The sequence below is a fragment of the Microbacterium sp. CGR1 genome (assembly GCF_051062835.1).
Taxonomy (GTDB): Bacteria; Actinomycetota; Actinomycetes; order Actinomycetales; family Microbacteriaceae; genus Microbacterium.
The window spans coordinates 1,378,783-1,402,368 of the sequence record NZ_JAOTPG010000001.1; the positions used below are offsets into that span (position 1 = coordinate 1,378,783).

Below are 23,586 nucleotides of genomic sequence, written 5' to 3' on the forward strand. Positions count from 1 at the left end.
GCAGGGCCCCGGGGTCGTCCGGCTCAGAGCCCGTTGCGGCGGGCGACCTCTCCGAGCCACGCGAGCGAGGGCTTCGGGGAGCGCTCGAACGTCTCGTGGTCGAAGCCGATCAGACCGAAGGTCGGGCGGAATCCGCTGGCCCACTCGTAGTTGTCGAGCGCGCTCCAGTGCTGGTACGCCTTCACCTCGATGCCGTCGGAGATCGCGCGGTGCAGCCCCTCGAGAGCGCCCTGTGTGTAGGCGATGCGCCGGGTGTCGTCGCCGGTCGCGATGCCGTTCTCGGTCACGAGCACCGGCACTCCGCCGCTGCGCTCCCACGCGCTGCGCACTCCCATCTCGAGAGCCTCGGGGAAGAACTCCCACCCGGTGAGCGTCGTCTCGACATCGTCGGCGACCGGCCGAGGGCCCTCGGGTCCGATGAAGGTGCGCGTGTACGCCTGCACACCGACGAAGTCATCGCCGGCCGACTGGTCGAGATACCAGTGGTCGCGAGGATCGCCGTACTCGGCGACCATCTCGTCGGCCCCCGGCTCGCCCGTGGAGTGGAACGCCTGGGTCGCGATCGTCCATCCGGCCTGCACACCCGAGACGGAGTGCAGGATCTCGGAGGCACGGTGGTGCGCGTCGAGGAGCGTGTCGGCGACCGCGAGGTCGGGGTTCGGCAGACCGAATGCGACGAGGTTCGCCGCATCCTCTCCCCCGGCGAGCATCGCCGCGATGTTCGGCTCGTTGATCGTGCAGACGTATTTCACGCCCTCGAGGATCGGGAGGACCGTCTCGACGTAGCGGGAGAACAGGTCGACCGCGTCATCCGCGCGCCAGAAGCCGTCCTTCTGGAACCACTGCGGCACCGTGAAGTGCATCAGGGTCACCGTCGGGTCGAGCCCGTTCTCGCGGGCCGTGTCGATCATGCGGCGGTAGTGATCCAGCATCGCGCGGGACACGAAACCGCGCTCCGGCTCGATGCGGGCCCACTCCATCGAGAAGCGGTACGAGTTCAGACCGGCGTCCGCCAGCAGACGCATGTCCTCCGGGTACCGGTGGAAGTGGTCGGCGGCGTCGCCCGAGGGCTCGACCATCGGCGAGCCGGGAGCATGCTCCATGGCCCACCAGTTGCTGGTCGTGTTGTTCCCCTCCACCTGATGGGCTGCGGTCGCAGCGCCCCAGAGAAAGCCGTCAGGGAATGTGAGCACGAGTGCTCTCCTCTCTATTTCGAGATTCGGGATGGATTCGGGACGGCGTCGAGCAGCTGCACGGTGTACTCGTCCTCGGGATGCTGGAGCACCTGCGAGGTCTCGCCGCGTTCGACGACGCGACCGCCGTTGAGCACGAGGATGTTCTCGGTGACCAGGCGCGCGCTGAGCAGGTCGTGCGTGATGTAGAGCATGCTGATGCCCCACCTCTCGCGCAGGTCCTCGAGCAGGGCGAGCACGCCGGCTCGGAGCGATACGTCGAGCATCGACACGGGCTCGTCGGCGATCAGCACCTGCGGATCACTCGCGAGCGCCCGGGCGATGACCACGCGCTGGCGCTGGCCACCCGACAGCTGATGCGGCAGCTTGGCGGCGAACTGCTCGACGGGGGTCAGCCCCACCGTCTCGAGGAGCTCGAGCACGCGGGCCCTGGCCTCGTCACCGCGAAGAGGGGTGTAGTTGCGGATCGGCCGGCTCAGCGCGTACTCCACCGTGTGCAGCGGGTTCAGCGCCGCATACGGGTCCTGGAACACCATCTGCACGTCCTTGCGCAGATCCCGGAGCCCCGTGCGGCGGAGCGTGGCCACGTCGACGTCTCCGAAGCGCACGGTGCCCTCTGTCGGCTTCTCGACTCCCGTGATGAGCTTCGCGATCGTCGACTTACCCGATCCGGAGGCGCCCACGAGAGCCAGAGCCTCGCCGGGTTCGAGCCGGAAGGAGACGTCGTCGACCGCGACGACCGGCTTCTCCCCTCGACGGGGAGCCGGGTAGCGCTTCGACACGCCCTCGACCACGATCGCGGCGTCTGCCCGTCGGGTGTCGCGCTGCGACACCGTGGGCAGGGTCTCGGTCAGGTCGGTGCGCGAGCGTCCCTCGCGTCGCCGGGTGCCGAGGTCGACGAACCCGGGGATCGAGATCGACTCGGCCCGGGGGTCGGCGTAGTGGCTCAGCAGCATCCGCGTGTACTCGTCCTGCGGGCGGTGCAGGATGTCGAGGCTCGGCGCGTCTTCGACGATCCGCCCCTCGTGCATCACCATCACACGGTCGGTCGCCTCGAGCACGATGCCCAGGTCGTGGCTGATGAGGATCGCGGTGAAGTGCTCGGAGCGCTGGAGATCCTTGATCGTGTCCATGACCGCGTGCTGCACGAGCACGTCGAGCGCCGTGGTCGGCTCGTCGAACACCATCAGCTGCGGCTCGAGCGAGAGGGCGAGAGCGATCGAGGCGCGCTGGCGCATACCGCCGGAGAGCTCACCCGGGTAGCGCGAGAGCACCACGGGGTCGAGGCCGACCTTGCCGACCAGCTCGCGCGCCCTGGCATCGCGGTTCTCACGGGCGACGTGCCCGTGAGCGGCGAAGATGTCGCGGAAGTGGTTGCCGATCGTCCGCACAGGGTTCAGCGCGTTCATGCCGGACTGCAGCACCATCGCGAACCCGCCCTGGCGCTGACGACGCAGCTCCTCGGCGTCCAGCTCGCGGATGTCGCGGCCGTCGAACAGGATGCGTCCGCCGCTGATGCGGGCCGGAGGCTTCTGCAGCCGTGTCAGCGCGAAGCCGAGGGTCGACTTTCCCGAGCCCGACTCGCCGACGAGACCGACGAACTCGCCGCGACGCAGCGTGAAAGAGACGTTCTCGACCGCGGTGACCGGCGTGGTTCCGGGCGATGCGTACTCGACGGACAGCCCCTGGACATCCAGCAGCACGTCATCCGTGGGCGTGTTCGCTTCCATGGCGCTCATCGTCCCTTCCCCTCTCGCAGGCGCGGATTGGAGATTCCGTCCACGCCGAAGTTGATCAGTGTCAGGCTCAGAGCGAGCAGGGCGATGCAGAGACCGGGGGCGAAGAGCAGCAGCCACTGCCCGGTGAGCAGCGAGTTGGAGTTCTGCGCCCAGTAGAGCATGGTGCCCCAGCTGACGATGCTCGAGTCGCCGAGCCCGAGGAACTCGAGCCCCGCCTCTGCGAGGATCGCCGCGGTCGCCGCTCCGAAGAGCGTGCCCGCGATGATCGACGTCATGTTCGGCAGGATCTCGCGGAACACGATGCGCGCCCGACTGTCGCCCGAGAACTGCGCCGAGGTGACGAAGTCGTTGCCTCGGAGCGACTGGGTCTGGCTGCGCAGAACTCGCGCGCCCCACGCCCAGCCGGTGACGACGATCACCGCGATGATCATCAGGATGCCGCCGTTCTGCAGGTACGCGGCGATCACGATCATCAGCGGCAGCCCGGGGATCACCAGGAAGAGGTTGACGATGAAGCCGACCACCTCTCCGGCGAATCCGCGCATGTAGCCCCAGCTGAGTCCGATCAGCACTGCGACGATCGTCGAGAGGATGCCGGCGGCCATGCCGACCAGCAGGCTGATCTGCGAACCGTAGATCAGCTGGCTCAGGACGTCTTCGCCCGCAGCCGTCGTGCCGAGCCAGTGCGCGGCCGACGCGTCGGCGTTGCGCTCGAACGAGTTGTCCTTCGGGCCGTACGGCGCGATCAGCGGAGCGAACACCGCGACGAGCACGAACAGACCGAGGATGATGAGGCCGAGGCGAGCCTTGCCGTTGGACCAGAGGGTGCCCACCATCCGGGCGAACGAGCGCCACGGGCTGGGAGCCGCGATCCGGTCGGAGGGAACCTTGACATTCATGGTGGAGGTCATCGGCGGGTCCTTGGATCCAGCACGCCGTACAGGATGTCGACGAGGAAGTTGGCGACGAGCACACTCACGGTGATCATCAGGAAAAGCGCCTGCATGAGCGGGTAGTCCTGCCCGATCACGGCGTTGAAGAGCAGATATCCGATACCGGGATAGCCGAACACCTGCTCCACGAGGATCGATCCGCCGACCACGCCGCCGAGCGTGAGCCCGAAGCCGGTGAGGTTCGGCAGGATCGCGTTGCGTGCGGCGTAGCGGAGGGCGATCGTACGTCCGTGCAGCCCGTTCGCCTCGGCGAAGGTGACATAGTCGTCACCCAGCGTGTTGATCATCGCGTTGCGCATGCCGATGATCCATCCGCCGAGCGACGTCAACAGGATCGTGACCGCCGGGAGGATCGCATGCTGCACGAGGTCGATGAAGAAGTCCCAGGTGAAGCCCGGCGTGGTGGTCGCCGAGTAGGCGCCGGTCGTCGGGAACCAGTGCAGCACGTACCCGAAGAAGAACAGCAGCAGAAGCGCGGTCCAGAAGTACGGGAAGGTGCTGAGGAACGACCCGGTCAGAGTCGGCAGCGAGTCCAGCCACGTGCCACGCCGCCAGGCGGCGGCGGTGCCGATCAGGGTGCCGACCACGAACGCGAGGATCGTGACGATTCCGACCAGGCCGATCGTGTACGGGAGCGCGGTCGAGACCATGCTCGACACGGTCTGCGGGTAGAACGTGTACGAGACGCCGAAGTCGAGTCGGGCGACCTGACCGAGGTAGGCCACGTACTGGTCCCAGATGGAACCGGTCGGAACACCGAGCTGGGCCTCGATCGCGGCCCGCGTCGCATCGGACACCGGGCCGTTCTGCGAGAGCTTCGCGATCGCGGCGTCGGCCGGCGAGCCGGGCATCAGACGCGGAAGGAAGAAGTTCAGCGTGATGGCCGCCCACAGCGTGAGGACGAACAGTCCGACCTTCTGGAGGACGTACTTCATCGGTCATCCTCCTTCACGCGCTCGAGCCGGGTGAAGATGCCCAGCGGCGCCGAGTCGTAGTTCTGCGGGATCATGTACGGGTCGTCCTCTGTGGGCCATCCGGTGAACTTGGAATCGTTGAACAGGCCCCAGATGCCGCCGTAGTAGAGGCCGATGACCGGCATCTCCTCATAGACGATGGCCTGCAGCTCCTTCACGATCTCTGCCTGGCGCGCGGTGTCGACCGTCTCGCGGTACTCCTTGAGCAGAGCATCGGCCTCGTCCGAGCGGTACCGCTCGAAGTTGTTCGCAGTGGCTTCACCGGAGGGCACGTAGAACTCACTCGAGAGCAGGTTGTTGTATGCCTGGTAGACGTCGCCGTTGCCCATGCCGCCGATGGCCATCTCGAAGTCGCCGTTGCTGATGGCGCTCTGGTAGCCGGCCGGCTGCGGGAGTTTGAGCGTCACCTTGACGCCGACCTTCGCCAGCTGACTCTGCACGGTCTGCGCCGCGCGGGTCCAGTCGGAGAAGCCGTTGGCCGTGGTCAACGCGAACTCGAGCTGCTTTCCGTCGGCCCCCACGAGCCGGTCCCCGTCGAGCGTGTATCCCGCCTCGGCGAACGCGGCGAGTGCGGCATCCGTGTCCTGGGTGATCATGCCCCCATCGGGGATGCTCGGGTCGAGGTACTCCTCCTGGTTGGGAAGGACGAGGCCGGTCTGTCCGGCGGGCTCCATGTACCCCTCGGATGCGGTCTCGGCGATCTCCTCGCGGTCGAGCGAGAGGGCGATGCCTCGGCGCACGTTCACGTCGTCGAACGGTGCGACCTCGAGGTTCGGCATCAGGGCGATCACGCCGCCCGGCGGGAACCACCACGCGTTGTGCTCGCTGGCCGCACCCCAGGTGCCCTCGACGTCGGAGATGAAGGAGTATGCCCAGTCGTAGCCGCGGGTGACGGTGTCGAGCTGCGAGTTCGTGGACGGCAGGATGATGTGCTCGATCTCGATCTTGTCGGCCTGCCAGTAGTCGGGGTTCTTGTCCACCGAGTACTGCTGGTCGTTGTAGTTGCCGAGCACGAACGGGCCGGTGCCGACCGGGTTCTCGTTGCGGTAGGTGCCGGGGTCCTTCACGTCGGCCCAGAGGTGCTCGGGCACGATCATGGTCTGACCGAGGATCGGCAGCGACGGCGCGTCATCCGCCTGCAGGTGCATGATGACGTCGTCTCCGTCGACCTCGACGGTCTCGAGGTGCTGCCAGGCGCCCTTGATGTCGAGCGAGGGGTTGTCCTTGAGTAGCTGGAACGTGAACGCCACGTCATCGGGCGTCAGCTTCTCGCCGTCGCTCCACTCGACGTCGTCGCGGATCGTCATCACGACCGTGCGGGCATCGGGCTGCGACCATTCGCTCGCCAGCCACGGGTTCTCGGTTCCGTCGAGCGGGTTCACCAGGATCAGAGGCTCATAGATCCACCTCGACGCCGTGCGCGTGTTGGTGAGGTACGGGTTGAAGTTCCGCGTGAAGAACGGGTTCCCCTTGTCCGCATTGATGAGCATCGTGTCGTCGCCGATCGATGGATCGGGCTGCGAACTGATCTGGATGCTGCAACCGCTGAGCACGACGGCTGCTGCCGCCAGTCCCACGATCGCGGCTCTCCGCCAGCGTCGGAGCATGTGCGTCTTCGCCACACTGCCACCTCATGTCGTCTGTGTCATGAAGGGGGTCCCGGGGGTCGGGGCACCCCGCGGCCGAAGCCGCATGAGTGATTGTAAGCGCATACATTTTGCGATTGCAACCCCTTGACAAGGGGGCCAGGCGCCGCCATCCCCCTCAGCCACAGGGATGGGAGCGGTGCCAAACTCGCGACTACCCGGCGCCGCCGCGCAGCGAGCGCGCCATGCTCTGGAGCGCCCGGAACGCCGCCGTCTGCTCGGCATCCGTCATGCCCGAGAGCATCCTGACCTCGACCGATCGCACCGCGGCCGTCGCAGCCGCCAGACTCCGCCTGCCCCGCGGGGTGAGTGTCGTCGGGAGAGCCTTGCCGGTCGGAGGTTCGGCGGGCCTCGTGACGAAGCCGTCGCGCTCGAGCCCCTGCAGCAGGACGTTCATCGACTGCCTGGTGACGAACGCACCGCGGGCCAGCTCGGAGTTCGACAGCCCTGGGCGCTGAGCGAGCAGTTCGAGGCAGGAATAGTGCGTGATGGTCATGCCGAGCGGGCGCAGCACCTCTTCCATCGCCGCACGGAGCGCACTCGCAGCCTCCTTGAGCAGGTACCCGAGCGATGTGTCCAGGTCGATGCCCACGCCGTCTTGACTCATGTCAGTATTCTGACATACATTGATTCATGTCAGATAACTGACACACACCAAGGAAAGAGTCCCACCATGCCCGTCACCGGCCCCGACTTCGTCTCCCTCCAGACCCGCGACCTCACCGCCTCCCAGGCGTTCTACGAGAAGTACCTCGGCCTGGTCCGCTCGCAGGCCGGGCCCCCGCACGCCGTCGTCTTCGAGACGACGCCGATCGCCTTCGCGCTGCGCGACATCGCGCCGGGCACCGACCTCGACGGGGTCGACCAGCCGGGGATCGGCGCCGCGATCTGGCTGCACGCCACCGATGTGCAGGAGATCCACGACGCTCTCGCCGCCGACGGACACACGATCGTCGCGGATCCGATCGACGGCCCGTTCGGCCGCACCTTCACGTTCGCCGACCCCGACGGCTACCGCATCACGCTGCACGACCGCGCCTGAGCACGGACTCCTCGCCAGGGCTCCGTCAGGGGCGCTGCGAGCTCTCGCGGACGAGGATCTGCAGGGGCAGGCGCACGGTCATCGGATCGGCGTCCGGGTGCTCGAGGCGTCGTGCGAGCAGCTGCACGGCGGCACGACCGAGATCGATCATCGGCTGGCGGACGGTCGTGAGCGCGGGGCGCGAGAGCGCGGCCGCCTCGAGTCCGTCGAAGCCGGTGACCCTCACATCGTCCGGCACGCGGATGCCCGCCGAGTGGAACGCGTCGATCGCACCGAGAGCCATCTGGTCGTTCGCCGCGACCAGCACCGACGGCGCCCCCTGGGCGATGAGCTCTTCCGCGGCGGCATGACCCGAGGCGCGGGTGAAGTCGCCACGCAGCACCGTCACGTCGTCGATGGCGAGCCCCGCCTCGGCGACGGCGGCAGCGAAGCCGTCCCAGCGCTGCGCACCGTCCGGTGAGTCCTCCGGGCCGCCGAGGAAGGCGATACCCCCGGGGTCGGCCTCTGCGAGCACGAGTCGGGTGAGTTCGGTCATCGCCTCGGCGTTGTTGACCGTCACGTGGTCGTAGCTGTCGCCCCGCGCGGGGCCCGAGAGCACGACCACCGGGATCCGCTGGGCGAGCCGGGCGAGCACATCGGCCGGCACGCTCTGCGCCAGCACCATCAACCCGTCGACGCGACCGGCGATGTCGCGCACCGTCTCACGGGTGGGGTCGTCACGGCCCACACCGATCATGAGTACGAATCCCTGCTTCCATGCCTCCAGTTCGGCGCCGCGCAGCACCTCGTCGAGGAACAGCATGGTCGGATGCGGCGCATCGGTGTCCGCCGACGCCTGCTCGACCGTGAACGGCGGCGCGTCGGCCTGCTCATCGGCGAGCACATCGAGCACCGGCGCGTCCTCCGACGCGTCGAAGCCCGGGAAGTAGAGCCCGAGAACGCCGGTGCGGCGTTCGGCCAGCCCGCGCGCACTGCCGCTGGGCACATAGCCGAGCTCGGCGACCGTGTCGAGCACACGCTCACGGGTGGCCGGGCGCACGGCATCCGGCTGCCTCAGGACCCGCGAGACGGTGGCGATCGACACTCCGGCGCGCTCCGCGACGTCGTAGACGGTCGCCTTCTTGCTCACGCTCGGTCCTCCTCCGGTTGCGTGTGCACCAGGGTACCCGCCGTCAGCGGCGGGCGATGAGCGAGCCATGGGGGCGGGCGCTGACCTCGCCGGGCTCCCGGCCGCGGGCCTCGCTCGCCACGACCTCGAAGCCCGCGTCGGCGAGTACTGCGGCGAGCGCGTCGGCGGACCAGAAACACGCCGGGGCGACGGCATGCGCGAACGGCTCGCGCGGCTCGCCGTCGAAGAACCCGATCAGGATGCTGCCGCCGGGGGCCAGCACGCGGGCGAACTCGTCGTGGATCTCGGGTACGTCGGCGGGTGGGATATGGATCAGCGAGTACCAGGCGAGGATTCCGCCGAGCGACCCTGCCTCGAACGGCAGGTCGCGGAACGAGCCGACCTCGAACGGGATGCCGGGGTGCCGCCGCCGCGCCGTCTCGATGAACTCGGCCGACAGGTCTATGCCGTGCACCTCACGGCCTCCGCGCGACAGGAACTCCGTCCATTGGCCCGGCCCGCAGCCGGCATCCAACAGCAAGCCCCGAGTGCCGTCACGCCAGGCCGCTATGACCGCCGCATCCCGAGCATCCATCTGCTCGATCGAGCCCGCCAGCGCGACGTACTCCGCCGCACGCGCGTCGTACGCCGCCGCGATGGCACCGTCCTGGGCGTGCACCATCAGCTGCGCGCGGCGAGCACTGCCTGGTACAGGTCGCGAGATGACAGTCCGGTGGCTGCGGCGACCTCCGCGCATGCGTCCTTGAGGCGGACCCCGGATGCCACGAGCGTCTGCACCTGCATGAGCGCGTCGTCCGCCGAGGCTTCGCGATGGGGCGCACCCTCGACCACGACGACGATCTCGCCCTTGACCCCGGCTGTCGCCCACTCGACGAGCTCGGCCGACGTGCCGCGGCGCACCTCCTCGTAGAACTTCGTGAGCTCGCGGCACACCGCGATGCGGCGGTCGTCGCCGAAGGCGGCCCCCATGTCGGCGAGCGACGAGGCGAGGCGTGCGGGCGATTCGAAGAAGATCATGGTGCGGGGCTCTGTGGCGAGCGCCCGCAGGGCCGACCGCCGCTCCCCCGGCTTGCGCGGTAGGAACCCCTCGAACGTGAAGCGATCGGTCGGCAGCCCCGAGATCGAGAGCGCCATCAGCACGGCACTCGGCCCGGGGATCGCCGTCACGGTCACGCCCAGCGCCACGGCCTCGGCGACCAGTCCGTAGCCGGGGTCGCTGATCGCCGGCATCCCGGCATCGCTGACAACGACGACGTCGGTCTCGACGGCGAGCGCGGCGAGCTCGCCGGCCTTCTGCTTCTCGTTGTGGTCGTGCAGCGCGATCAGCCGCGGCCGATTGGCGATCTGCAGTGCCTGCAGCAGCCGTCCGGTGGTGCGCGTGTCCTCTGCGACGACCACCTCGGCGTTCTCCAGCACCTCGACGAGGCGACGCGAGACATCCCCGAGGTTTCCGATCGGTGTCGCAGCGAGGATGATCACCCGCCCAGCTTAGGCGGGACGTCCGCTGCGGGTTGTCTAGGCTGGAGCGGTGACCGCGCCCGTGCCTCTGCTGCCTCCCCCCGAGGAGCGGCTGACGCGCTATGGCCAGCTGCGCGACCGCATCCTGCGAGACCCCGACTGGGGACGGATGATGCGGTGGTTCGCGCCGCTCGTCGTCACCGCGCTGGCCGCGGTGCTGCGCCTCGTCAATCTCGGCCACCCGCACCAGCTCGCGTTCGACGAGACGTACTACGTCAAGGACGCGTGGTCGCTGTGGACCCTGGGTTACGAGGGAACGTGGGGAAAGGACGCCAACGAGGCGTTCATCACCCTGCAGGAGCTGCCGCTGTCGGACGTCGGCTCCTTCATCGTGCACCCGCCGCTGGGCAAATGGCTGATCGCCCTCGGCATGGCCGTCGGCGGCCCGGACAACACGGTCGGATGGCGGATCGCGACAGCCCTGCTCGGCACCGCCACCGTGCTGCTCGTCTATCTGGTCGCCCGGCGCCTGACCGGATCGATCGTCGTGGCGACAGTCGCCGGAACGCTGCTGGCGATCGACGGCCTGAGCATCGTGATGAGCCGCACCGCACTGCTCGACGGTCCGCTGACCTTCTTCCTGCTGCTCGGCGCCCTGTTCATCCTGTACGACCGCGACCGCGCGATCCCGCTGCTCGAACGCCCGGACCCCGACTCCCCCGACCCGATGTGGGGGCCGGTGCTGTGGCGTCGCCCGTGGCTGATCGCTGCGGGTCTCGCCCTCGGCGCCGCCTGCGCCGTCAAATGGTCGGGCCTGTATGCGCTCGCCGCCTTCGGGCTCTACGTGGTGGTGACGGATGCTCTCGCGAGGCGCCGCGCGGGGGTCGTGCTGTGGCCGACCGCCGCGGCGTTCCGCCAGGGTCCGGTGTCGTTCGTGCTGCTCGTGCTCCCCGCCGTCGGGGTGTATCTCGCCAGCTGGACGGGATGGCTGGTGACCTCCGGCGGCTATGCGCGCCAGAGCGACCCGAACCCGCTGATCGCGCTGTGGAACTACCACGAGGCGATCCTGAACTTCCATGTCGGCCTGGTCAAAGGCCACCCCTACGCGAGCCCCGCGTGGGAGTGGCCGCTGCTGCTGCGACCGACCGCGGTGTGGGTGAGCGACGACCCGGCGCCCTGCGGCGTCGACCACTGCATCGCGGTGATCTCGACGATCCCGAACCCGATCATCTGGTACGCCGGGGTCGCGGCAGCCGTCTACCTGCTCTACCGGCTTGTGCGGGGATGGATCGATCGGCAGCCGATGGGTCCGGCGTTCACCTTCCCGCTGGTGGGGCTGGCCGCGACCTACCTTCCCTGGCTGATGTTCCCCGAGCGCACGATCTTCCAGTTCTACACGGTGGCGATGGCGCCGTTCCTCGTGATCGGACTGGCCGTGGTGCTGCGTCAGATCGCCGGGCGTCGAGAGGATCCCCTGCACCGACGGCAGTCGGGTGAGCGCACCGTGATCATCATCCTCGCGGTGGTGGTGCTCGTCTCGGCCTTCTTCTATCCCGTGTGGACAGGCATGAGCGTGCCGTACGACTTCTGGCTCCTGCACAACTGGATGCCGGGCTGGATCTGACGCGTCAGCAGACCTCAGTCGACCTCGCCGGCGACGTGCTCGACCAGCGGCAGCACCCGACCCGACAGATGCGTGCGCATCGCGATCGACGACGCCGTGCGCGAGACGCCCGGCACGAGCGCGACGCGGTCGAGCACCTCCTGCAGCTGCGTCGCGTCGCGCGCGACCAGCCGCAGCTGCATGTCGCTCGCCCCGGTGACGGTGTGCATGTCGACGATCTCCGGCACAGCATCGGCGAGCGCTGAGGCGACCTCGTCGTGACCGACCTTCTGATCGATCTCGACGAGGCAGAACGCCACCACCCCGTAGCCGAAGCCTGCGGGGTCGACCCTCGGCACGATCGCCTCGATCACACCGCCCTCGTGCAGACGGGCGAGACGACTGGTCGCCGTTCCGCGGGCGACGCCGAGTCGGCGCGCGCACTCGAGGATCGGCAGCTGCGGCGACTCCGTGAGCATCCGGATGAGCTCGGCGTCGAGGCGATCGATGCGCACGGTCAGTCCTCGACCGCTCCCCCGCGCTCCCTGGCGACGCCGGGGCGCGAGACATCGCGCGTCAGTCGGGCGACGATGAGCAGGATCGCGGTGAGACCGATGGTCAGCAGCAGCTGCACGCGTGCGGCCTCGTCGATCATCGTGAGCGCGATGACGCCGGCGAGCAGCGCCAGGCACAGCCACGACAGCCAGGGGAAGCCCCACATGCGCATCGGCATCTGCTCGCCCGAACGATCGGCACGGCGGCGGAGGATGATCTGCGACACCGCGGTCGCGGTCCAGATGACCAGCAGCGTCGACCCGACGACGTTGAGGAGCGCCGGGAGCACCACATCGGGGAACGCCCAGTTCAGTCCCACCGTGATGAAGCCGAACGCGACGGAGGCGAGGACGGCCACGACGGGCACGCCGTTGCGGGTGGTGCGGGTCGCCGCGAGAGGCGCGAGACCGCGCTCGCCGAGCGAGTAGGCCATGCGCGACGCCCCGTAGATGTTCGCGTTCATGGCCGAAAGCAGCGCGATCACGACGATGAGGTCCATGACGAGCCCGACGCCCGGCAGCTGCAGCGTGTCGAGCACGGCCGAGAAGGGACCGTCCTTGACGGCCGGGTCGTTCCACGGCAGCACCGACACGATCACGAAGATCGAGCCGACGTAGAAGATCAGGATGCGCACGAGCACCTCGCGCACGATGCGGCGGATGTTGCGCGCGGGGTCGTCGGATTCCGCGGCCGCGATCGCGACGACCTCGGTGCCGCCGAACGCGAAGACCACGATCAGGAGAGCAGCAGCGATCCCGGTCATGCCGTTCGGGGCGAAGCCGCCGTTGTCGACGAGGTTGCTGATTCCGGTGGCGGGCACCCCGGGGATGAATCCGACGATCGCGCACACGCCGACGACGAGGAACACGATGATCGCGGCGACCTTGATCGCGGCGAACCAGAACTCGAATGTGCCGTAGTTGCGCACTCCGAAGAGGTTCACTGCGGTCAGCGCCACGACGAAGACGAGCACCCACACCCACGCGGGGATGCCGGGGATCCACGCCGAGATGATGCCACCGGCTCCCGTGGCCTCGGCTGCGATCACGACGACCAGCTGGATCCAGTAGAGCCAGCCGACCGCGCTGCCGGCGCTGCGTCCCATCGCCTTCTGGGCGTATGAGCTGAATGCCCCGGAGCTCGGACGGGCGGCGACCATCTCGGCGAGCATCGCCATGACCAGCACCACGATGCCACCGGCGACGAGATACGAGATCAGCACAGCGGGGCCGGCGATGCTGATCGCCTGCCCCGAGCCCACGAAGAGACCGGCGCCGATCGCACCGCCGAGCCCCATCATCGAGATCTGGCGACGGGTGAGGCCCGGGTGCAGCCCCTTGGTCGTCGTCGTGGTGGTGGGGACCTCGGTCATGCGTGTGCCTCCTGCGGAGCGGTCTGGATGTGGAGCGCGGCCTGCACGCGGTCGATGTCTTCGCTCGAACCCGAGGAGGTGCGCACGCCCTCGCCGGGGAACGCCCGCGTGACGACGCCGCCCTCGCGAAGAAGGAGCTCGAGCTCGTCGGTGCGGTCACCCGCGGGCACCCACACGAAGTTCGCCTGGGAGGCGACGGCGGGCCAGCCCGCCGCGACGAGCAGCGAGTGCAGCCGATCGCGCTGCACGACGACCTCGTCGATGCGCACGGCGAGCTCGTCCTCGGCGTCGAGCGAGGCGAGGGCCGCCGTCTGCGCGAGGTCGGTCACGCCGAACGGCACGGCGACCTTTCGCTGGTTGTCGGCGATCTCGACCGGGGCGAGCGCATACCCGATGCGCAGGCCCGCGAGTCCGTACGCCTTGGAGAACGTGTGCAGCACCGCGACGTGCGGGTGCCGTCGGAACAGCTCGATGCCCGCGCCGTAGGACTCGGTGCGGTCGAAGTGCACGTAGGCCTCGTCGATCACGACCAGCACGTCGTGCGGCACTGCGGCGACGAAGGCCTCCAGCGCAGCGGCAGCGACGACCGTCCCGGTCGGGTTGTTCGGGTTGCATACGAAGATCAGGCGTGTACGAGGGGTGATCGCGGCCAGCATCGCGTCGAGGTCGTGCACGTGGTCGGCGTTCAACGGCACCGCGACGGGAGTCGCCCCGGCGATTCGCACCAGCGACGGGTATGCCTCGAACGAGCGCCAGGCGAACATCACCTCGTCGCCGTCGCCGGCGACCGCGTGGATGAGCTGGGAGGCGAGCTCGACCGAGCCCGCGCCCACGGTGACGACGGCTGGGTCGACGTCGTAGCGTGCGGCCAGACGTTCTCGGAGAGCCGCGGCGCTCATGTCGGGATAGCGATGCATCGACGCCAGGCGCTGCTGCACGGCCTCGACGACGGACGGGAGCGGCGGGTGCGGCGACTCGTTGGACGAGAGCTTCGAGGCACCGGCGGGGGCGGAGCGCCCCTGGCGGTAGGCGGGCACGGCGTCGAGGCCGGCGCGGGTGGGGAGGGGCATTCTCAGAGCATCCTTGCTGTGATCCAGCGGCGCCCCTGGTGGCGGCGCCTGCTGTCGCGCAACACTAGACCGAAAATCGGAGGGTGGGCAATCGGTGCAGCATCCGGTGCGCAACGCGCGCAACCGGCGGGGTGCGATCCCCGAACCGCTGAGCAGACTGCACATCCTACGCGGTGAAGCGGGCGGTCTACGATCTCAGCATGGGCAGCCCCTCAGGTTTCGAGTTCGCGGTGCGCGGCGACGACGTGGTCATCCGTCATCACGGGGTCACCGCGACAGTGCTGCGCGGAGCCAGGGCGAGCGAGTTCCTGGCTCAGGTGGATCAGGGCGACGCGCAGCTGCTGATGGCACGACTGACCGGGAACTATCGCCGAGGCAACGAGCGCGCCGCGCGGCAGCACCCGCGCAACGCTCGCTGACGACTCAGCGCGAGAGGGGAAGCTCGGCGGGGTCGCTCACCGGGAGCCGACACACGAACGCGCGGCAGTCGAACGCCTGCTCGCCACCGCGCCCCTTGCCCTCGAACAGTTCGAAGCCGGCGTCCGCGAACGCCCTCGCCTGCACCGGTGTGACGATCGCGATCACGTCGGCATCCGCCGTGCGCGCGGCGGAGGCGAGTGCGCCCTCCCGCGCCTCCGTCACGACGACCAGCTGCCTCGGCGGATCGACGAGACCCGCTGCGACGCGCAGCAGGCTGCCGTGCGCGAACGGCTGCGACACGGCCTGTGCTGCGTGCTCGCGCACCCGTCGGGCGGCTGCCTCCCGATACCGATCCCCCGCGCCGAGCCGCCACGCCGTGAGGGATGCGGCAGCCACGGCCGCCGCATCCGACGGCAGGTCTCCGTCTGTCTGATCGGGCGACGCCGAGATGCCGTGAGCGGCGAGCAGCGGATCGCCGTCGAGTCCCTCGATCGCCGTGTCGAGCAGACGGCGCGCCTCGACGGCCCAGACCGCCTCGCCGGTGGCCCCGGCGAGCGCGAACAGTCCGTCGGCCAGGAGCGCGACATCGGCGGTGGTCGCGACCGCACCCGAGGCGCCACCGTCGAGAGACGCGCGGACGAGGGCTCCCGTCGAATCCCGGTTGACCCGCAGCACGAACTCGGCGGCATCGGCCGCCGCCTGCACCCACGAGCTCTCCCCGAGCGCGGCCCCCGCTCGGGCGAGGGCTGCGATGGCCAGCCCGTTCCACCCCGTGATGACCTTGCCGTCGACGGCCGGCGGCTCGAGCCCCGCCCGCTCCGACACCGGCCGCAGGTAGTACCCGCCCTCGCTGCGCTGCCCGTCGATCCACGACTCCGAATCCTGCGCGGAACCGAATCCGCCGCCTTCGCGGCGCAGAGTGCCCACAAGGAACGCAGCGACACCGTGCGCGGTCGAGGTGTCCCCCGCATCCAGAGCCACGAGCAGCAGCTGGGCGTTGTCGGTCAGCATCCGCTCGTAGTGCGGCACGGTCCAGTCGCGCTGCGTCGCATAGCGGAAGAAGCCGCCGTCGGCGTCGCGCAGAGCGGATGCCGACATGGCGGCGAGCGCCCGACCGGCCGCGGCTGCGGCGTCCGGAGCCTCGCGCCGCACGAGCGGTGTCTGCAGCAGCCCCAGGGTCGTCGCGACCGGGAACTTCGGCGCACCGCCGAACCCGCCGAACAGCGTGTCCTCGCGCTGGGCGATCGTGTCGGCGGCCGCGGCGAGGGCCGCCGCATCCGGAAGGTCGGAGGGAGTCGAGGCCGCCGCCCTGGCAAGCGCCTCGGTCACCGCATCCGCCGACTCCTCGGCCTGCGCGCGGCGCACGGTCCATGCCTCGTGCACGGCCGCGAGCACGTCGCGGAACGCCGGCATCGGCTGCCGCGCCTCCGGTGGCCAGTACGTGCCGGCGTAGAACGTGCGGCCGCGGGGCGTCGTGAAGACCGTCAGCGGCCACCCGAGGTTCTGCGTGAACGCGGACGCCGCGGCCATGTAGGCGCCGTCGACGTCCGGGTGCTCTTCGCGGTCGACCTTGATCGCCACGAAGTCGCGGTTGATCAGCGCGGCGGTCGCCGGGTCGGCGAACGACTCCCTCGCCATCACATGGCACCAGTGACAGGTCGAGTAGCCGATGGAGATCAGCAGCGGCACGTCGCGACGCTGCGCCTCGGCGAAGGCTTCGGACCCCCAGGGGTACCAGTCGACGGGGTTGTCGGCGTGTGCCCGCAGGTACGGACTGAGCGTGTCGGCGAGCCTGTTGGTCATGGGCTCACGCTACGCCGGTCAGGAGACGAGGAGCTGCTCCGCGGGCCGCGATGCCGCATAGCCGACGAGGGGCAGCGCGCGTTCGGCAGCGAGGGCGATGCGCGAATGCAGCACGTCCGAGGCGATCACGTAGCCGTCGAAATCCGTGTCGCTGGCGTAGACGCCGAGCGGAAGGGTCAGCGCCTGGAAGAACGCGAACAGCGGACGCAGCTGGTGCTCGATGATCAGCGCGTGACGCTCGCCGCCGCCGGTCGCCGCGAGCAGCACCGGCTTGCCGACGAGCTCGTACTGACCGACGAAGTCGAACAGGTGCTTGAACAGGCCCGTGAACGAGGCCCGGTAGACGGGGCTGCCGACGATGAGCAGGTCTGCCGCCTCGATGGCCAGGAGCTTCTCCTCGACGTTCGCCGGAAGATGGTCGCGGCGCAGGGCTCCCGCGAGCGAGGGGCCGATGTCGGTGAGTTCGATGACCTCGATCTCGACCTCGGCGCGCTCGGCGACGGCCGCGGCGATCGCACGGACGAGCGCCGTGGTCTTGCTGGGCTCGTGCAGGGAGCCGGACACGGCGACGACGCGGTAGGGAGCTGTCATGCCGTTGACGCTACTCACGACGACGCCCCGTGTCGCGAGAAGCGACACGGGGCGTCATCTGCCGAAGCAGTGCGTCTCAGTTGACGTCGTTCGGGTGCGAGCCCACCCGGCCCGAGCCGTCGAGCGGGTCGAGGGCGTCGATCGATGCGATCTCGGCATCCGTCAGCTCGAAGCCGAACACGTCGAGGTTCTCGCGCAGTCGCTCGGCGCGCACCGACTTCGGGAAGACGATGAAGCCCTTCTGCAGGTGCCAGCGCAGCACCGCCTGCGCAGGGGTGACACCGTGGGCGGCAGCGGCCTCGGCGATCGCCGGCGTGCCGAACAGGTCGTACTTGCCCTGTCCGAGCGGACCCCACGATTCGATGCGGATGCCGTGCTCCGTGGCCCAGGAGACGACGTCGCGCTGCTGGTATGCGGGGTGCAGCTCGATCTGGTTGACCGCGGGGGTCACGCCCGTCTCGGAGACCACGCGCTCGAGGTGCGGCACGAGGAAGTTCGAGACGCCGATGCTGCGGGTGAGGCCGGCGTCGCGCAGCTCGATGAGCTTGGCGAACGCATGCACGTAGTCGTCCTTCGCCGGGGTCGGCCAGTGCACGAGGTACAGGTCGACGACGTCGAGGCCGAGCTTCTCGAGGCTCTCGGCGATCGCCGCGTTCGGCTCGTCGTCGTGGTGACGGTCGTTCCAGAGCTTGGTGGTGATGAACAGCTCGTCGCGGGCGATGCCGGAGGCGGCGATGGCCGCGCCGACACCCTCTTCGTTGCCGTAGATGGCGGCGGTGTCGATGTGGCGGTAGCCGATCTCGAGCGCCTCGCTCACGGCCCGCTCGGTCTCGTCGGCCGGAACCTTGAACACCCCGTAGCCGAGCTGCGGGATGGAGTGGCCGTCGTTCAGTTCGAGTGCAGGAATCGTCATGATCCCACCCTATGACCCTGTGATGACAGGCGGGCCCGCCGGCGCCGAAGCCATCTTCTGCGCGGCCCTGCCCACCAGCCGTTCGAGGGGGCCGCGGCCGTACAGGATCGACCACAGGGTCGTGGCGAGCAGAAGGCAGATCGCTGTCGCCGCCCAGAAGGCGTTGCTCGAGAAGAACCCGCCGGGGCCGCCGATCAGAGCGACCGAGAGCACATGCACGCTGTATGCCGTCAGCGGCATGGATCCGAGTGCGCCCAGCGGGAGCAGCACCCAGCGCAGCGGCCGGCTGAGCAGCACGCACAGCGCGATGACGCACAGCGCGAAACCACCCGAGCCGAGGATCTCGGCCGTGCCGCCGGAGTGTGGATCGACTCCGAAGATCGCCCGGAGCACCGCGCCCAGCGGATCCGCTGCGGCGAGCGCATCCGGGTAGGTGCTCCAGCCCGACACCGCTCCCGACCCTGACGACCACCCGCCGTCCGACGTCGAGCCGTTGATCCCCGCGACCGCTCCGACGAGGCCGAGGCCGTAGCCGGTGATCATGAGGCCGACGCCCGCACCGAACGCGATGGCGGCGGTCTCGAGCTTCTCGACGTGCAGGCGACCGAGGGCCATGCCTGCGAGCACGAAGGCGAGCCACGCGGTGATCGGGTACGAGCCGTAGAGCACGAGGCTGATGCCGGCGCCGTAGGGGTTGAGCGTCAGTGCCGCGAGCAGCGCCAGCAGCGTCGGCGCTGCGAGAGCGAGGATGCCTGCGGCCAGCAGCAGCTTCCACGGCTGCCAGCGCAGGACCGGGATGACGGCGACGTAGAGCAGCCCGTACAGGGTGAGGATCACGGCGATCGGCGTGTTCAGCATCTCGAGCGCGAGTCCGATCACGAAGATCACCGCACCGCGTCCGACGAGCTGCAGACGGATCGTGGGCATCCGTTCGGGGGCGGGCAGGGTGCTTCGCCCCGTCATCAGCGCAATCGAGATGCCCGCGAGCACCGCGAACAGGATCGACGAGCGCCCGTGCACGAGGTCGGTCCAGGTCGACAGGTCGAACGGGTCGAACGCCTCGGTCTCGCCGATGTGCGCCCCCGCCATGCCGAGAATCGCGAGCCCTCTCGCGACGTCGAGACCGAGGATGCGGGGAGCCCGCCCGAACTCATGGAACCACCGCGTTGCGGGGAAGGACGTCGACACAGTGCTCACGGATGAATCGTACGATGGGAGTTCTATGTCCTCCCCCGTGATCATCTATCCTCCCGAGCTGCCCGTCAGCGCCGCCAAGGACGAGATCGCCGACGCCATCCGCGACAACCAGGTCGTCATCGTGGCCGGTGCCACGGGGTCGGGCAAGACCACCCAGCTGCCGAAGATCTGCCTCGACCTCGGTCGCGAGCGCATCGCGCACACTCAGCCCCGCCGGCTCGCCGCCCGGACGATCGCCGAACGCGTGGCCGAGGAGCTGCAGGTGGAGCTCGGCACGCTCGTCGGCTACAAGGTGCGCTTCACCGACAAGGTGTCGGATGAGACGCGCATCGCGTTGATGACCGACGGCATCCTGCTGAACGAGATCCACCGCGATCGTCTGCTGCGCCGCTACGACACGATCATCATCGACGAGGCGCACGAGCGCTCGCTCAATGTCGACTTCCTGCTCGGGTATCTCGTGCGCATCCTGCCGGAGCGCCCCGACCTGAAGGTCATCATCACGTCGGCGACGATCGACCCCGAGAGCTTCGCGAGGCACTTCGCGACACCGCAGGGCGAGCCCGCGCCCGTCATCGAGGTGTCCGGACGGACGTATCCGGTCGAGATCCGCTACCGGGCGCAGACGGAGGAGACCGAAGAGTCCGACGAGGTGACCGCGATCGTCGCGGCGCTGCGCGAGCTCGACAGGGAAGAGCCGGGCGACGTGCTGGTGTTCCTCCCCGGCGAGGCCGAGATCCGGGATGCGGCGGATGCCGTGCGCGGCGCGTACTCGAAGGATCGCTCACCCACCGAGGTGCTGCCGCTCTACGGGCGCCTGTCGGCCGCCGAACAGCATCGGGTGTTCGAGAAGAGCCGGGTCGCCGGTGTGCGTCGCCGCGTGGTGCTCGCCACCAACGTCGCCGAGACCAGCCTCACCGTGCCGGGCATCCGGTATGTGATCGACACCGGCACCGCGCGCATCTCGCGCTACAGCAGCCGATCGAAGGTGCAGCGCCTGCCGATCGAGGCCATCTCGCAGGCCTCGGCGAACCAGCGCTCCGGTCGCGCTGGGCGCACGAGCGACGGCATCGCGATCCGTCTGTACGGCGAAGAGGACTTCGACAAGCGGGCGGAGTTCACCGAACCCGAGATCCTGCGCACCTCTCTCGCGTCGGTCATCCTGCAGATGCTGTCGCTCGGCTTCGGCGACATCACCGCGTTCCCGTTCCTCACCCCTCCCGATTCCCGTGGCGTGAAGGCGGCCGTCGACCTGCTCACCGAGCTCGGCGCGGTGAGCGGCAGCGGCGACTCTCCTCGTCTCACCCGCATCGGCCGAGACATCTCGCGCATCCCGATCGACCCCCGCTTCGCCCGCATGCTCATCGAGGCGGGGCGCACCGCATCGGGTTCGTCGAACGTCACGCGCGACGTGCTGGCGATCGTGGCCGGGATGTCGATCCAGGACGTGCGCGAGCGACCTTCGCAGGACGCCCCTCAGGGCGTGCGCGACGAGGCGGACCGCATGCACGCGCGCTTCGCCGACCCGACGAGCGACTTCCTCTCGATCCTCAACCTCTGGAACCACCTCAGGGAGCAGCAGCGCGAACTCGGCTCGAGCGCCTTCCGACGCCTCTGCCGCTCCGAGCACCTCAACTACGTCCGAGTGCGCGAGTGGTTCGACGTGCACCGCCAGCTGCGATCGCTCGTCAGGGAGAAGGATGCCGGTGGCTCGGGCACCGCGGATCCGGACGCGATCCACCGCGCCCTGCTCGCCGGCCTGCTGTCGCAGATCGGCATCCTCGACGAGCGGAACACGCCCAGCCGCGGCCAGAGCAAGACCCCGCCGAAGGATGCGAAGCGCCGTCAGGCCGAGTATCGCGGCGCCCGCGGCATCCGCTTCTCGATCTTCCCCGGATCGGCCCTGCGCAAGAAGAGCCCGCCGGCGGTCATGGCCGCAGAGATCGTCGAGACGTCCCGCACCTACGCACGCACGGTCGCCGCGATCGATCCGGCCTGGGCCGAGGCGCTCGCGGGCGACCTCGCGAAGCGCCAGGTCACCGAGCCCCACTGGTCGAAGGATGCAGGGGCCGCCGTCGCCTACGAGAAGGTGACCCTGTTCGGCGTCGAGATCATCCCGCGCCGCCGCGTGCAGTTCGCCCGGATCGACCGCCCCGCCTCACGCGAGCTGTTCCTCCGGCACGCGCTGGTGGAGGGCGAATGGGATCCGACGCGCATCGACAAGCGGGTGAGCGCGTTCTGGCGCAGCAACGCCGAGCTGCGCAAGCGCCTCGAGAAGCTCGAGGAGAGGGAGCGCCGCCGCGACATCCTCGCGGGCGACGAGGCGGTCTTCCGCTTCTACGACGAGCGCATCCCGTCCGACGTCTTCGACGTGCGTTCGTTCGAGAAGTGGTGGCGCGAGCAGCTCGCCGCAACGCCGAAGCTGCTCGTGATGCGCGAGGCCGACCTTCTCGACGACGACAGCCGCGCCGACCAGAACGAGTTCCCCACGAGGTGGACGCAGGGCGATCAGGTGCTCGGGCTCGCGTACCGCTTCGAACCGGGCGCGGCAGACGACGGCGTGAGCGTCGTGATCCCGCTCCCCCTGCTCGCTCAGATCGAGGACCGGGGCTTCGACTGGCAGGTGCCGGGGCTTCGTGCGGAACTCGTCACGGGTCTGCTGCGCGCGCTGCCGAAGGCGATCCGTCGTCACGTGGTCCCCGCTGCGGACTGGGCGGACAAGTTCGGCGCCGAGCTCACGGGAGAAGGTCCGGAGTCGCACGGGGGCCTTCCCGGCCGCACGCTCAAAGAGGCACTCGCCCGCCTGATCCAGCCGCTCGCGAACCAGCTCGTCTCTGCGGCCGACTTCGAGGACGACCGGGTGCCGGCGCATCTGCGCATGAACTTCCGTGCCGTCGACGAGCGTGGGCGCGTCGCGGGATCGAACCGCGACCTCAGCACACTGCAGGCCGAGCTCGCCGACCGGGCGCGCAGCAGCGTGGCACGATCGATCGCGGCCCCGCCCCGCCGCCCCGGCCCGTCGACAGGACCGCAGCCCGCTGCCGCCGCCTCCTCGATCGAGAAGGACGGCCTCACCACCTGGACCTTCGGCGACCTGCCCGACGTGCTCGACACCCGCGTCGCCGGCGGCGTCGTCCGCGGCTACCCGGCGATCGTCGATCAGGGCAAGACCGTCTCGGTGCGTGTGGAGTCCACGGCGGATGCAGCGGCCGCAGCCACCCGCGCAGGTGTCCTGCGCCTCGTGCTGCTCGGCGTACCCTCGCCGTCGTCGTACGTGCAGCAGCACCTCACCAGCCAGGAGAAGCTCGCACTCGCCGCATCTCCCTATCAGTCGGCCGCGGCACTCATCGAGGACTGCCGAGCAGCCGTCGTGCAGAACCTGATCGACCGGGAGCACCCGGGCGGCATCATCCGCACGGAAGCCGAGTTCGTGCGCGTGCGCGACACCGTGTCGGCATCGCTGGTCGACCAGCTGTTCGCCTGCGTATCTCTCGTCGCCCGCATCCTCACCAAGACGCGTGATGTCGAACGCGGCATCAAGTCGCAGAACTCGCTCGCGCTGCTCGGGCCTCTGAACGACATCCGCACGCAGCTCTCGGGCCTGCTGCATCCGGGGTTCGTCTCGGCGGCGGGCGTCGACCGTCTCGCGCACTTCCCGCGCTACCTCGACGGGATGCTCGATCGGCTGAAGACCCTGGCGAGTGAGCCCGGCAAGGATCGCACCCGCATGAGCGAGTTCGAGCGCATGGCGAAGGTGTTCGAGGATGCCGGGGGCACGATCCCGCTCGCTCCGGATGCGTCGCCCGCGCTCATCGAGACGCGCTGGCTGCTCGAGGAGTATCGCGTGAGCGTGTTCGCGCAGCGTCTCGGCACCGCACAGCCGGTCTCCCCGCAGCGCATCATGAAGGTGCTGTCCGCACGGGGGTAG

Annotated in this window: 20 protein-coding genes; 4 read left to right on the forward strand and 16 right to left on the reverse strand. The window is 69.3% G+C overall.

The window, feature by feature from the left end; all coding sequences use genetic code 11:
- Positions 1-23: 23 nt before the first annotated feature.
- The 6 genes from OD997_RS06750 to OD997_RS06775 form a co-directional block, all read right to left on the reverse strand.
- On the reverse strand, positions 24-1,193 hold the full coding sequence (locus OD997_RS06750; RefSeq protein WP_434330915.1) for a glycoside hydrolase family 1 protein: 1,170 nt from the start codon (positions 1,191-1,193) through the stop codon (positions 24-26).
- A 14-nt stretch (positions 1,194-1,207) separates the two neighbouring features.
- Positions 1,208-2,932 (reverse strand): ABC transporter ATP-binding protein, encoded by a 1,725-nt coding sequence (locus OD997_RS06755; RefSeq protein WP_434330916.1) that lies wholly within the window; start codon positions 2,930-2,932, stop codon positions 1,208-1,210.
- On the reverse strand, positions 2,929-3,843 hold the full coding sequence (locus OD997_RS06760) for an ABC transporter permease (RefSeq protein ID WP_434330917.1): 915 nt from the start codon (positions 3,841-3,843) through the stop codon (positions 2,929-2,931). Before OD997_RS06760 ends, OD997_RS06755 begins: the two co-directional genes overlap by 4 nt.
- On the reverse strand, positions 3,840-4,820 hold the full coding sequence (locus OD997_RS06765) for an ABC transporter permease (protein ID WP_434330918.1): 981 nt from the start codon (positions 4,818-4,820) through the stop codon (positions 3,840-3,842). Before OD997_RS06765 ends, OD997_RS06760 begins: the two co-directional genes overlap by 4 nt.
- Positions 4,817-6,481 (reverse strand): ABC transporter substrate-binding protein, encoded by a 1,665-nt coding sequence (locus tag OD997_RS06770; protein WP_434330919.1) that lies wholly within the window; start codon positions 6,479-6,481, stop codon positions 4,817-4,819. The genes OD997_RS06765 and OD997_RS06770 overlap by 4 nt, the downstream gene beginning before the upstream one ends.
- Before the next feature lie 178 nt (positions 6,482-6,659).
- On the reverse strand, positions 6,660-7,112 hold the full coding sequence (locus OD997_RS06775) for a MarR family winged helix-turn-helix transcriptional regulator (protein ID WP_434330921.1): 453 nt from the start codon (positions 7,110-7,112) through the stop codon (positions 6,660-6,662).
- A gap of 66 nt (positions 7,113-7,178) precedes the next feature.
- Here OD997_RS06775 and OD997_RS06780 point away from each other — a divergent pair, with 66 nt between their 5' ends.
- Complete coding sequence (locus OD997_RS06780) at positions 7,179-7,547, forward strand: VOC family protein (protein ID WP_056513531.1); 369 nt, start codon at positions 7,179-7,181, stop codon at positions 7,545-7,547.
- Between the two features lie 25 nt (positions 7,548-7,572).
- Here the strand turns inward: OD997_RS06780 and OD997_RS06785 are convergent, their stop codons facing one another.
- From OD997_RS06785 to rsmI, 3 genes are read right to left on the reverse strand one after another with little or no spacing between them, the layout of a single operon-like run.
- On the reverse strand, positions 7,573-8,676 hold the full coding sequence (locus OD997_RS06785; RefSeq protein WP_434330922.1) for a LacI family DNA-binding transcriptional regulator: 1,104 nt from the start codon (positions 8,674-8,676) through the stop codon (positions 7,573-7,575).
- A gap of 43 nt (positions 8,677-8,719) precedes the next feature.
- The gene (locus OD997_RS06790) at positions 8,720-9,337 is read right to left on the reverse strand and encodes a class I SAM-dependent methyltransferase (protein WP_434330923.1); all 618 of its coding nucleotides are present in this window, start codon (positions 9,335-9,337) and stop codon (positions 8,720-8,722) included.
- Complete coding sequence (gene rsmI, locus OD997_RS06795) at positions 9,337-10,155, reverse strand: 16S rRNA (cytidine(1402)-2'-O)-methyltransferase (RefSeq protein ID WP_434330924.1); 819 nt, start codon at positions 10,153-10,155, stop codon at positions 9,337-9,339. The genes OD997_RS06790 and rsmI overlap by 1 nt, the downstream gene beginning before the upstream one ends.
- A gap of 49 nt (positions 10,156-10,204) precedes the next feature.
- Here rsmI and OD997_RS06800 point away from each other — a divergent pair, with 49 nt between their 5' ends.
- Positions 10,205-11,758 carry a dolichyl-phosphate-mannose--protein mannosyltransferase gene (locus OD997_RS06800; protein WP_434330925.1) on the forward strand — a complete coding sequence of 518 codons (1,554 nt, stop codon included), beginning with the start codon at positions 10,205-10,207 and terminating at the stop codon, positions 11,756-11,758.
- A gap of 14 nt (positions 11,759-11,772) precedes the next feature.
- Here OD997_RS06800 and OD997_RS06805 read toward each other — a convergent pair whose 3' ends face one another.
- The 3 genes from OD997_RS06805 to hisC are packed head-to-tail and all read right to left on the reverse strand — an operon-like array spanning position 11,773 to position 14,734.
- Positions 11,773-12,252 carry an Lrp/AsnC family transcriptional regulator gene (locus tag OD997_RS06805; protein WP_056312405.1) on the reverse strand — a complete coding sequence of 160 codons (480 nt, stop codon included), beginning with the start codon at positions 12,250-12,252 and terminating at the stop codon, positions 11,773-11,775.
- A 2-nt stretch (positions 12,253-12,254) separates the two neighbouring features.
- Positions 12,255-13,664, reverse strand: coding sequence for an amino acid permease (locus OD997_RS06810; protein ID WP_434330926.1), 1,410 nt, complete (start codon positions 13,662-13,664; stop codon positions 12,255-12,257).
- Positions 13,661-14,734: a histidinol-phosphate transaminase gene (gene hisC / locus OD997_RS06815; protein WP_434330928.1), complete on the reverse strand. Its 1,074-nt coding sequence runs from the start codon at positions 14,732-14,734 to the stop codon at positions 13,661-13,663. Before hisC ends, OD997_RS06810 begins: the two co-directional genes overlap by 4 nt.
- Positions 14,735-14,934: 200 nt before the next feature.
- On the opposite strand from hisC, the gene OD997_RS06820 reads away from it, so the two are divergent.
- A complete protein-coding gene (locus OD997_RS06820; RefSeq protein ID WP_434330929.1) occupies positions 14,935-15,153 on the forward strand; it encodes a hypothetical protein in 219 nt (72 codons plus the stop codon).
- Between the two features lie 4 nt (positions 15,154-15,157).
- On the opposite strand, the gene OD997_RS06825 is transcribed toward OD997_RS06820, so the two are convergent.
- The 4 genes from OD997_RS06825 to OD997_RS06840 form a co-directional block, all read right to left on the reverse strand.
- A complete protein-coding gene (locus tag OD997_RS06825) occupies positions 15,158-16,957 on the reverse strand; it encodes a thioredoxin domain-containing protein (RefSeq protein WP_434330931.1) in 1,800 nt (599 codons plus the stop codon).
- An 18-nt stretch (positions 16,958-16,975) separates the two neighbouring features.
- A complete protein-coding gene (gene msuE, locus OD997_RS06830; RefSeq protein WP_056313590.1) occupies positions 16,976-17,548 on the reverse strand; it encodes an FMN reductase in 573 nt (190 codons plus the stop codon).
- A 76-nt stretch (positions 17,549-17,624) separates the two neighbouring features.
- Entirely contained in the window at positions 17,625-18,461 is an 837-nt protein-coding gene (locus tag OD997_RS06835; RefSeq protein ID WP_434330932.1) for an aldo/keto reductase, read from the reverse strand.
- A gap of 9 nt (positions 18,462-18,470) precedes the next feature.
- The gene (locus OD997_RS06840) at positions 18,471-19,658 is read right to left on the reverse strand and encodes a heparan-alpha-glucosaminide N-acetyltransferase domain-containing protein (RefSeq protein WP_434330933.1); all 1,188 of its coding nucleotides are present in this window, start codon (positions 19,656-19,658) and stop codon (positions 18,471-18,473) included.
- Positions 19,659-19,683: 25 nt separating this feature from the next.
- Here OD997_RS06840 and hrpA point away from each other — a divergent pair, with 25 nt between their 5' ends.
- Positions 19,684-23,586 carry an ATP-dependent RNA helicase HrpA gene (hrpA, locus tag OD997_RS06845; protein ID WP_434330934.1) on the forward strand — a complete coding sequence of 1,301 codons (3,903 nt, stop codon included), beginning with the start codon at positions 19,684-19,686 and terminating at the stop codon, positions 23,584-23,586.

Excerpts from the sequence above, each read along its gene's own strand:
- OD997_RS06755 (WP_434330916.1), bottom strand. The coding sequence starts at position 2,932 with ATGAGCGCCATGGAAGCGAACACGCCCACGGATGACGTGCTGCTGGAT.
- OD997_RS06760 (WP_434330917.1), bottom strand. The coding sequence starts at position 3,843 with ATGACCTCCACCATGAATGTCAAGGTTCCCTCCGACCGGATCGCGGCT.
- OD997_RS06765 (WP_434330918.1), bottom strand. The coding sequence starts at position 4,820 with ATGAAGTACGTCCTCCAGAAGGTCGGACTGTTCGTCCTCACGCTGTGG.
- OD997_RS06775 (WP_434330921.1), bottom strand. The coding sequence starts at position 7,112 with ATGAGTCAAGACGGCGTGGGCATCGACCTGGACACATCGCTCGGGTAC.
- OD997_RS06780 (WP_056513531.1), top strand. The coding sequence starts at position 7,179 with ATGCCCGTCACCGGCCCCGACTTCGTCTCCCTCCAGACCCGCGACCTC.
- OD997_RS06790 (WP_434330923.1), bottom strand. The coding sequence starts at position 9,337 with ATGGTGCACGCCCAGGACGGTGCCATCGCGGCGGCGTACGACGCGCGT.
- OD997_RS06810 (WP_434330926.1), bottom strand. The coding sequence starts at position 13,664 with ATGACCGAGGTCCCCACCACCACGACGACGACCAAGGGGCTGCACCCG.
- hisC (WP_434330928.1), bottom strand. The coding sequence starts at position 14,734 with ATGCCCCTCCCCACCCGCGCCGGCCTCGACGCCGTGCCCGCCTACCGC.
- OD997_RS06820 (WP_434330929.1), top strand. The coding sequence starts at position 14,935 with ATGGGCAGCCCCTCAGGTTTCGAGTTCGCGGTGCGCGGCGACGACGTG.
- OD997_RS06825 (WP_434330931.1), bottom strand. The coding sequence starts at position 16,957 with ATGACCAACAGGCTCGCCGACACGCTCAGTCCGTACCTGCGGGCACAC.
- msuE (WP_056313590.1), bottom strand. The coding sequence starts at position 17,548 with ATGACAGCTCCCTACCGCGTCGTCGCCGTGTCCGGCTCCCTGCACGAG.
- OD997_RS06835 (WP_434330932.1), bottom strand. The coding sequence starts at position 18,461 with ATGACGATTCCTGCACTCGAACTGAACGACGGCCACTCCATCCCGCAG.
- hrpA (WP_434330934.1), top strand. The coding sequence starts at position 19,684 with ATGTCCTCCCCCGTGATCATCTATCCTCCCGAGCTGCCCGTCAGCGCC.